The 9,303-nt window shown below is 69.5% G+C and carries 8 protein-coding genes and 1 pseudogene; 5 read left to right on the top strand and 4 right to left on the bottom strand.

Going from position 1 to position 9,303, the window contains the following annotated elements; genetic code table 11:
- Both AC27IO_RS16605 and alr read right to left on the bottom strand, forming a co-directional pair.
- Window positions 1–420, bottom strand: a pseudogene (locus tag AC27IO_RS16605) (hypothetical protein); the annotation flags it as partial.
- Window positions 420–1,526, bottom strand: a complete 1,107-nt coding sequence (gene alr, locus AC27IO_RS16610; RefSeq protein ID WP_284410529.1) for an alanine racemase — start codon at window positions 1,524–1,526, stop codon at window positions 420–422. The gene alr and the pseudogene AC27IO_RS16605, both read right to left, overlap by 1 nt.
- Before the next feature lie 139 nt (window positions 1,527–1,665).
- Here alr and lplT point away from each other — a divergent pair, with 139 nt between their 5' ends.
- From lplT to AC27IO_RS16630, 4 genes are all read left to right on the top strand, one after another.
- The gene (gene lplT / locus AC27IO_RS16615; RefSeq protein ID WP_272565936.1) at window positions 1,666–2,946 is read left to right on the top strand and encodes a lysophospholipid transporter LplT; all 1,281 of its coding nucleotides are present in this window, start codon (window positions 1,666–1,668) and stop codon (window positions 2,944–2,946) included.
- A 192-nt stretch (window positions 2,947–3,138) separates the two neighbouring features.
- Window positions 3,139–4,011 (top strand): DMT family transporter, encoded by an 873-nt coding sequence (locus AC27IO_RS16620; protein ID WP_317357340.1) that lies wholly within the window; start codon window positions 3,139–3,141, stop codon window positions 4,009–4,011.
- A 202-nt stretch (window positions 4,012–4,213) separates the two neighbouring features.
- Window positions 4,214–5,224 (top strand): TRAP transporter substrate-binding protein, encoded by a 1,011-nt coding sequence (locus AC27IO_RS16625; protein ID WP_317357338.1) that lies wholly within the window; start codon window positions 4,214–4,216, stop codon window positions 5,222–5,224.
- Window positions 5,225–5,292: 68 nt separating this feature from the next.
- Window positions 5,293–5,778 (top strand): glutathione peroxidase, encoded by a 486-nt coding sequence (locus AC27IO_RS16630; RefSeq protein ID WP_317357335.1) that lies wholly within the window; start codon window positions 5,293–5,295, stop codon window positions 5,776–5,778.
- A 31-nt stretch (window positions 5,779–5,809) separates the two neighbouring features.
- On the opposite strand, the gene AC27IO_RS16635 is transcribed toward AC27IO_RS16630, so the two are convergent.
- Together AC27IO_RS16635 and AC27IO_RS16640 are read right to left on the bottom strand one after the other, a co-directional pair.
- Window positions 5,810–6,280: a hypothetical protein gene (locus tag AC27IO_RS16635; RefSeq protein ID WP_498739754.1), complete on the bottom strand. Its 471-nt coding sequence runs from the start codon at window positions 6,278–6,280 to the stop codon at window positions 5,810–5,812.
- A gap of 14 nt (window positions 6,281–6,294) precedes the next feature.
- Window positions 6,295–6,999 (bottom strand): hypothetical protein, encoded by a 705-nt coding sequence (locus AC27IO_RS16640; RefSeq protein ID WP_317357333.1) that lies wholly within the window; start codon window positions 6,997–6,999, stop codon window positions 6,295–6,297.
- Between the two features lie 675 nt (window positions 7,000–7,674).
- Here AC27IO_RS16640 and AC27IO_RS16645 point away from each other — a divergent pair.
- Complete coding sequence (locus tag AC27IO_RS16645) at window positions 7,675–9,258, top strand: hypothetical protein (protein WP_498739755.1); 1,584 nt, start codon at window positions 7,675–7,677, stop codon at window positions 9,256–9,258.
- Window positions 9,259–9,303: the final 45 nt, after the last annotated feature.

The following is a 9,303-nucleotide window of genomic DNA, read 5'->3' on the forward strand; positions in this document are numbered from 1 at the left end:
CCCGCCGCCACCGAAGTCGCCGCCGCCCCCGCTGCGCGGCACGGGCACCCGCGCGCCGCCGGTCGGCAGGTCGATGTCGGACGGCAGGTCGATGCTGTCGGTCCACCCACTGTCGTCCCGCTGGCGGGGCGGCCGCACCAGCCAGGCCGCCCAGGCCCGTAGCACCAGCAGGTAGGCGACGTAGCCCACGCCCAGCGTGATGCCGTAGCGCAGCGCGAGCGAGTCCACGCCCATCACCTTCTGGGTGTGCGAGGTGGCCCACATCAACGCCATCATGAAGGCGCCGATGCACCAGCCGTGCACGTGCAGCCGGTGGCGCTGGCGCAGGGTGTGCACCAGTTCGCGGTCGGGCGCCTGCACCCGCCGCCAGGTCGAGCCCTTGCCGGATCGGGCGGCCGGCGCGCGCTGCCCCGGGCGCATCAGGCCACCGCCACCGGCACGCGCGGGGCCAGGGCGCACATCAGCTCCCAGCTGACCGTGCCGGCGGCATGCGCCACCTCGTCGATCGACAGCACGGCACCGCTGGCGGCGCGCCCCCACATCGTGGCCTCGGCGCCGAAGCCCGCCTCCACGCCCGCCGCGATCACAGGGGAGAGGTCCACCGTGATCATGTCCATGCTCACCCGGCCCACCACGCGCGTGCGCACCCCGTTCACCAGCACGGGCGTGCCGGTGCCGGCGTGGCGCGGGTAGCCGTCGGCATAGCCGCAGGCCAGCACACCGATGGTGAGCGGGGCGTCGGCCGTGAAGGCGGAGCCGTAGCCCACCGTGTCGCCGGCCTGCACGTGCTGCACCGCGATCACGCGGGCCGACAACGTCATCGACGGCTGCAGGTTCCAGTGGGCGGCGTCGTGCTCGGGGTAGTCCGGCGCCCCGCCGTAGAGCACGATGCCGGCGCGGATCCAGTCGCCGCGCACGCGCGCATCGACCGCATGGCGCAGGGTGGCCGCGCTGTTGCACACGCTCTTCTCGCCGGGCAGGTCCTGCGTGGCGGCCTGGAAGGCCTGCATCTGGTGCGCGATGCCGCGGGGGCCATCGGCGTCGCTGAAGTGGGTCATGTACGAGATCTCGTCCACCTGCGTGAGCGCATTGAGCCGCGCCCAGGCCGAGCGGTAGCGCTCGGGCGTGAAGCCCAGGCGGTTCATGCCCGTGTTCATCTTGAGGAAGACGCGGTGCGGCGCCTGCGTCTTGTGGGCGGCCAGCCAGTCGATCTGCTCGTCGCAATGCACCGCGTGCCACAGCCCCAGGCGCGAGCACAGCTCCAGGTCGCGCGGCTCGAACACGCCCTCCAGCAGCAGGATGGGGCCGCGCCAGCCCAGGGCGCGCAGGCGCTCGGCCTCGGACAGGTCCAGCAGCGCGAAGCCGTCGGCCGCGCGCAGCCCCTCGAACACGCGCTCGATGCCGTGGCCGTAGGCATTGGCCTTCACCACCGCCCAGGCCAGGGCGTCCGGCGCACTGGCGCGGGCGCGCTCGAGATTGTGTTGCAGTGCAGCAGTGTGGATGGTGGCTTGGATGGGACGCGGCATGGGGTGGATCTGCGGAGCGAAAAGGAAGGAATTCTGGCATCGCCCTCTAGAAACCGCGTGATATAACCGCCAGTCACTTGCAGCGGGTTCCGATATTTAACAGGGCATCAGGCGAACTGATGCACCCAACAGCCATTCGATGAAGCGCGGTTTCTACACCATCATGTCGGCGCAGTTTTTCAGCTCGCTGGCCGACAACGCACTTTTCGTGGCCGCCGTGGAATTGCTGCGCACCAACGGGTCGCCGGAATGGCAGCGTGCGGCGCTCGTGCCGATGTTCGCGCTGTTCTACGTGGTGCTCGCGCCGTTCGTGGGCGCCTTCGCCGATGCGATGCCCAAGGGCAAGGTCATGTTCTTCAGCAACGCGATCAAGGTCGTGGGCTGCCTCATGATGCTGTTCGGCTCGCACCCGCTGATCGCCTACGCCGTGGTCGGCCTGGGCGCCGCGGCCTACTCGCCCGCCAAGTACGGCATCCTCACCGAACTGCTGCCGGCCTCGCAGCTGGTCAAGGCCAACGGATGGATCGAGGGGCTGACCATCGCCTCCATCATCCTGGGCGTGCTGCTGGGCGGCCAGCTCGTGGGGCCCGCCATCGCCGGCCTGCTGCTGTCGGTGGACCTGCCCTTCGTGGACACCGGCGTGGACACCGCGGCCGAGGCCGCCATCGCCGCGCTGATCACCCTGTACCTGGTGGCCGCGTGGTTCAACACCCGCATTCCCCACACCGGCGTGGAGATGCGCCCGCTGCCCTCCAACCCGCTGGCGATGCTGCCGGACTTCTGGGCCTGCAACAACCGCCTGTGGCGCGACAAGCTGGGCCAGATCTCGCTGTCCACCACCACCCTCTTCTGGGGCGCGGGCGGCAACCTCAAGTTCATCGTGCTGGCCTGGGCCGCGGCCGCGCTCTCCTACAACACCACCCAGGCCTCGGCCCTCACCGGGGTGGTGGCCATCGGCACGGCCGTGGGCGCGGTGGTCGCCTCCATGCGCATGCGGCTGGACATGGCCACCAAGGTGATCCCGCTGGGCATCGCCATGGGCCTGCTGCTGGTGCTGATGGTGTTCATCAAGAGCATCTGGGTCGCCATTCCCTTCCTCATCCTGCTGGGCGGCCTGGGCGGCTACCTGGTGGTGCCGATGAACGCGCTGCTGCAGCACCGGGGCCACAACCTCATGGGCGCGGGCCGCTCCATCGCGGTGCAGAATTTCAACGAGCAGGCCTGCATCCTGGCGCTGGGCGCGTTCTACAGCCTGTCGCTCAAGATGGGGCTGTCGGTGTTCGGTGCCATCACCGCGTTCGGCCTCGTGGTGGCCGGGGTGATGTGGCTGATCCGCCGCTGGCACCAGCACAACTGCGTGCGCTACCGCGAAGAAGTGGACCACCTGCTGCACCTGGCGCGGCACGACCACCACCACTGACTGCCGCGGCGCGCCCCGGGCGCCACGTGCGCCCGTCTGCCGGCCTGCGCAGTGGAAAGTACAACTTAACCACAGCCGGACATGGAACTGCCTTCGTCCGGGGGCAGAAAATCATGCCGATGCTGCGGCCCCTCTTTTTCCGTGCCCATCCGACTGCGAAGCGGAGGCACCCCTGCCGCACCACGACGCTCCATGCCATCGCCGCTGCCCTATTTCGCCCTGCTGTTCAATGCCTTCGTCTGGGGCCTGGCATGGTGGCCGTTCCGGGTGATGCACGGGGCGGGGCTGCACCCGCTGTGGGCGACCGCCGTGATGTACAGCGCCATCCTGGCCGGCCTGCTGGCGCTGCGCCCGGGCCTGTGGGCACAGGTGCGCCAGCACCCGCAGCTGTGGCTGCTGGCCCTGAGTTCGGGGCTGAACAACGTGGCCTTCAACTGGGCGGTGACCGTGGGCGACGTGGTGCGCGTGGTCCTGCTGTTCTATCTGATGCCGGTCTGGGGCCTGCTGCTGGCCTGGCGGGTGCTGGGCGAGCGGCCCACGCCCATGGCGCTGCTGCGGCTGGCCCTGGCCTTCACCGGCGTGGTGCTGGTGCTGCTGCCCGAGGGCACCTCGCCGTCCCGGCTGCTGCAGAACCTGTCGCTCGCCGACGGGCTGGCGCTGGCGGGCGGCTTCCTCTTCGCGCTGACCAACGTCACGCTGCGGCGGCTGCATGCGGTGCCGGGACAGGCGCGCATGTTTGTCATGTTCGGCGGCTGCATGCTGATGGCGCTGGTGGTGGCCTGCATCGGGCTGCAGGCCGGCGTGGTGGAGCCGTTTCCCCCGGTGAACGCCACCTGGGTCGCCACGGCCGCCCTGCTGGCGGTGGCGCTGTGGCTGGGCAACGGGGCGCTGCAGTACGGGGCGTCGCGACTGGCGGCGGGCACCACGGCGGTGATCCTGCTGTCGGAGGTGGTGTTCGCCAGCGTGTCGTCGGTGCTGCTGTCGGCCGCGCAGCTGCAGCCGCGCACCTTGCTGGGCGGGGGCCTGATCGTGTTCGCCGCCCTCCTCGCATCGCTGCGGCGCTGAGCGCCCGGCGGGCCGCCGCGCAGGGGCCGCCCCGCCGCAGGGCCGGGACTCAAAGGCCCTTGGCCGCCATGGAAATCAAGGCTCTCCCGGCCAGTGCTTGCGTGCCCGCGGGGCGCCGGCATAGTCATTGCAAGTTACGTCACCAGCGTACGCCGTTGTCATGCATCCGCAGGCCGGCGCTGCGCGCTTTCGGAGATTCGGTATGAAACGTCGTTCATGGTGCGCGCTCTTCATGGCGCTCGGTTCTTTGGCGCTGCCCGGCGCCGCGTCGGCGCAGGCGAAGTGGACCCTCGCCACGGGCTACCTGCCCGACGTGTTCCACACCGTCAACCTGCAGCAGTTCGCCCAGGAGGTGAACGACCGCACGAAAGGCGCGCTGGTGATCGACGTGCGCCCCGACAACAGCGTGGCCCGGCTGTCCGAGATCGCCGGCCAGGTGCGCGCCGGCAAGATCGCGGCGGGCGAGGTGCTGCTCAGCTCGCTGGCGGCCGACACCAAGCTGGCCGGGGCCGACGCCATTCCCTTCATCGTGGACAGCTACGACGACGCACTGCGGCTGTGGAAGGCGCAGCGCCCCGTGCTGCAGGAGGCGCTGGACCGGCAGGGCCTGGTGCCGCTGTACGCCGTGCCCTGGCCGGCCCAGGGTCTGTTCACCACGCGGTCCATCCGCCACGTGAGCGACCTGCGCGGCGCCAAGATGCGCAGCTACAGCCCCAGCACCGTGCGCATCGCCCAGCTGATGGGCGCCACGCCGGTGGACGTCCCCACCAAGGGCATCAACCAGGCCGTGCTGGACCGGCAGATCGACACGCTCTTCACCTCGCCCGTCACGGGCGTGGAGAACAAGGTGTGGGATCTGCCCATCAAATACTTCTACAACGTGCATGCCTGGTACCCGAAGAACCTCGTGCTGGTCAACAAGGCCCAGTGGCTGGCCCTGCCCGAAGGCACGCGCAAGATCGTCGAGGAGGCCGCCGCCCAGGCCCAGGTGCGGGGGTGGAACGCGAGCAGCGCCGCGTCCACCGCCTCCATCGCCGAGCTGGCGCGCAACGGCATCAAGGTGGAGACGCCCGACTTCGAGCTGCGCCGCGAGCTGCGGCGCCTGGGCGAGCAGTTCTCGCTCGAATACATCCGCGACACCGGCGCCGACGGCAACCGCATGATGATTCCGTACTTCTCCGGCGAGAATGCCGCTGCCGCCAAGACCCGGTGAACGCCCTGCCGGCGTGGCGGCGCCCGATCGATCCGATCCATCCACCTTTCTTGCAAGGGATGCCCGCCATGACCAGCGTCTACGACTTCGAGGCCCGGCAGATGAACGGCCAGACCGTGCCCCTGCGGCAGTACGCGGGGCAGCTGCTGCTCATCGTCAACACGGCCAGCGCCTGCGGCTTCACGCCGCAGTTCGCCGGGCTGGAGGCCCTGCACCAGCAATACGGCCCCAAGGGGCTGGCCGTGCTGGGGTTTCCCTGCAACCAGTTCGGCCGCCAGGACCCGGGCAGCAACGACGAGATCGCCAGCTTCTGCCAGCTCAACTACGGTGTGAGCTTTCCGATGATGGCCAAGATCGACGTGAACGGCGCCGACGCCGACCCGCTGTACCGCTGGCTCAAGGCCGAGGCCCCGGGCCTGCTGGGCACCCAGGCGATCAAGTGGAACTTCACCAAGTTCCTCATCGGCCGGGACGGGCAGGTGCTGCGCCGCTACGGCCCGCGCGATACGCCGCAGTCCATGGCGCCGGACATCGCCGCCGCGCTGGCCGGCTGATGGACCGAGCGATCGGCGGGCCGATGCCTTCCTAGCGGCCCTGCGGCTGCGGATCGCCGCGCACCACGAAGTGCCTGGAGAACCCCAGCGCCCGCGTGACGCCCCGGGGCTCCGAGACCAGCGGCATGCGAAAGCCCGGGCTGGGCAAAATCTCCACGCTCCAGTCGGTGTCACCGATGAAGCGGAACCGCACGGTGTGCTCGCCCTCCAGCCCGATCAGCGAAAAACTCCCCGTGGTGTAGGCCCCGCCGATGGTGGCCGCGTCCAGCGGCTGCCACTGGCCATCGAACAGCGTGATGTGCAGCAGGTCTTCCTGCGGCACATCGTCGGTGGTGAACAGCAGGTGAAAGCCCTGGCACTCGAAGGCCGCCTCCAGCACCAACCCGTCCACGCGGGCCTGCAGGGGCAGGCCGCCCTGCACGACCTGGCTTTGCATCGGGGCCTCGCCGCCCTCGGCGGGCAAGGGTGCCAGGGAAATGTCAGCGGGGGTGAGGATGCGCATCGCCGGCCCGCCGCTCACCACAGGAAATCCACGCCGAAGGCCGCCAGCGCGCCGCCCACGAACGCCCCGACGGTCACGCACACTGGCGCGCCGGGCCCGCAGGCCAGACCCGCCAGCGCGCCCCCGGCGATGCCGCCGCCGATCCCCGCCCCGGTCACGGCAAGCTCCTTGCCCGCCGCGGCGGCCTTGTCGTTGGCCGTCGCCACGTTGTAGACCGACAGCGCAATGGACAGCACGATCAGCCCCCGGCCCGCGCGCGACAGGCCGCGCATGGTCTGCGTGACCTTGGGGTTGGAACGGCCGGCGGACTGGACGATCTCGCCGTACACCGCGTTCTGCTGCGCCGCGGTGAGCCGGTCGAACTGCACGGTGGGCCCGTGGATCTGCTGGGCCTTGCGGGCGATGAGCTCGTTGAGCGTCTTGCCCTCGGCCTTCAGGCTCTGCGCCATGGCGCGCCCGACCGGCGTGCTGCGCCCGCGGATGATCTCCATGATGGTGTTGCGCGCCACCTGGGCCTGCTCGGCCGCCTGGGCCCAGGTGATGCGGCCGCTCATCGCCTCGAACTGCAGGTCGTTGGCCATGGCCTGGATCTGCCGGGTGTAGGCCAGCCGGGCCGAGGCATCCAGCGAGAGATGCGCCCCGGCGTTGGCGATCTCCGCCTTCAGGGCCTGGATGGCCGAGTCGAAGGCGGCGCGGTCTTTCGGATCGTCGTTCTGCATGCGTTGTGGTCTCCTCGTCTGGATGGGAAACGGCGCTGTTTTGCGTTGTGGCAGCCGGCCGCGCGCAGCAGGGGCCGCGTCGAGAGGCTTGGGTTTTTTTTCGCGCCGGTGCATGGCGGCATGCACGCGCCGAAAGTAACCGCCCGAGCGGCGATCGGGCGAAACCATCGGTCAAAGAGGTTTCAATACGTAGGAAAGTGTCGAATCGATCGAGGGGCGCAAACCCGCGCCACAGCGCCGTTCGCCCCGCCGGGCGGGCTTGTCAAAGCCCACACCCCACCATAGGGGGGATTGGCAGGCCCGTTGAATTTGTATCTATTACGGGTCTTCGCCCCTCATTCCATATGCCGGAAGGAACTTTTCGCATGCCTTGTCCTGCGGCGGTGAAGATCACGCTGAAGGTGGGTGATACGGAATTTTTTTTTTGAGAAAAAAGGCCTGCAGCGCATGATTTTCTAGGGCATATCGCTACAAAAACAGGAGCAAATCCAAAACCGGGTGATGGGGCGCCGGACCGCCTTTCCCCTGGCAGGGTCGCGAATGGCGTCAGCCAGCCGGATCCCGCTTTTTTTTTCGCAGAACTGCCGCCCGCCTCGACGGGGCTGGCAAGCATTTCGCGTCGGGCCTGTTGCAGGCCACGGCACCCTGATTCCAATCCAAGGAGGAACTTCCCGCATGTCCCGTTTCGCAATGACCAAGACACTCGCGCTCTGCGCCGGGGGCCTGATCCTGGCCTCGTCGGCCTGGGCGCAGACCACCCCGCCCAATGCCGAGCCGGAGCCGGGCCTGTGGGCCTTCGACGGCGAGCTGAACGGCCAGCCCGGGCGCAGCCTGCAGATCGATACCGAGCAGGGCCGCGCCCTCATCGTGTCCTACCTGGGCTACCGCGCCGACGGATCGTCCGTGTTCCTGCAGGCCAGCGGCCTGCGCGGCGGCGACAGCTCGGCCTTCCGGGGCCCCCTGCAGGAGTTCCGCAACGGGCCGCCCGTGATCGGCGGCGGTGCGGGCAACGGCGAAGTGGCGGGCAGCCCGGGCGAGATCCAGCTGGCCTTCGACTCGCCCACCTCCGGCACCGTCACGCTGCCGGGCGACGTGACGCGCCGCATCTCGCGCTTCACGTATGGCCTCCCGATCGGCGGCACGCAATACACCTTGCAGACCTATTCCACCCGCCTGTCCACGACGCCCATCGCCTCCTACCGCGTCGAACTGCGCGACGGCAATTTCCTGATGAGCCAGCTGAGCACGTCCGACGGCCGCCTGTGCTCCTACTCGGGCACCTACCAAAAGCGCGGACAGGGCATCGAATCCGACGGCACCGCCAGTTGCGTGGACCCTTCCGGCACCCAGCAGCGCAGTCCGTACCGGATCGAGCAGTTCGCCGTCGACGCTTATGGCCTGGCCACCGGCACGCTGCGCAAGGACGGGATCGAATCCTTCTTCATGGGCGCCTGCCATGCGGGCGCCGTCATGCTCGGCAGCCCGGCCACCTGCGCGTCCGGCTCGTCGCGAACCGACATCGTGGTGCAGCCCGGCATCTGGGCCTTCGACGGCGAGTTGAATGGCCGGCCGGGCCGCAGCCTGCAGATCGACACCCAGATCGGCAGCCGCGCGCTGGTCCTGTCCTACCTGGGCTACCGCACCGACGGCTCTTCGCTGTTCATGCAGGGCAGCACCGCGAACCGCGATACCAATGCCCAGTTCACGGTGCCCTTGACCGAATTCCGCAACGGCCCGGTGATCGGCGGCGCCATCCGCCCGGCGGAAGTGGCCACGACCATGGGCGCAGCGACCATCGTGTTCGACAGCCCCACGACCGGCACCATCACGCTGCCCTTCGACACGCCGCGCCGCATCTCGCGCTTCCGCTACGAAGACCACCTGGTGCGTTTCAACAAGGCCTTCTCCGCCCAGGTGTATCCGTTCTGGTCACCCACCCCGACCGCCACCAGCATCGACATGGTGGTGCGCGACGGCATCTTTCGCATGGACACGCGGACCGCGGACCTGCTGACGGCCTGCGAGTACCGCGGCACCTACCGCCTGTCGGGCGAGGGCCTGGACTCGGAAGGCACGCGCACCTGCACGGCCCCCAGCGGCCCCACGAGCGAGGCCTACCGCGCCGAGCAGTTCACGGTGGACCGCAACGGCCTGTTGCGCGGCCTGATGCAAAGCGCGTCGGGCGCCCGGACCCTGGTCCTGGGGGCCTGCTGGAACGGGCGCCTGTGCACCCCGCCCGAGCTGGAACTGCCGCGCTGACAGGCACCGGGGCGGCCAAGGGCCGCAGCAGGGGCCTGCCGGCGG

It is taken from the genome of Acidovorax sp. KNOB132 (genome assembly GCF_057541515.1).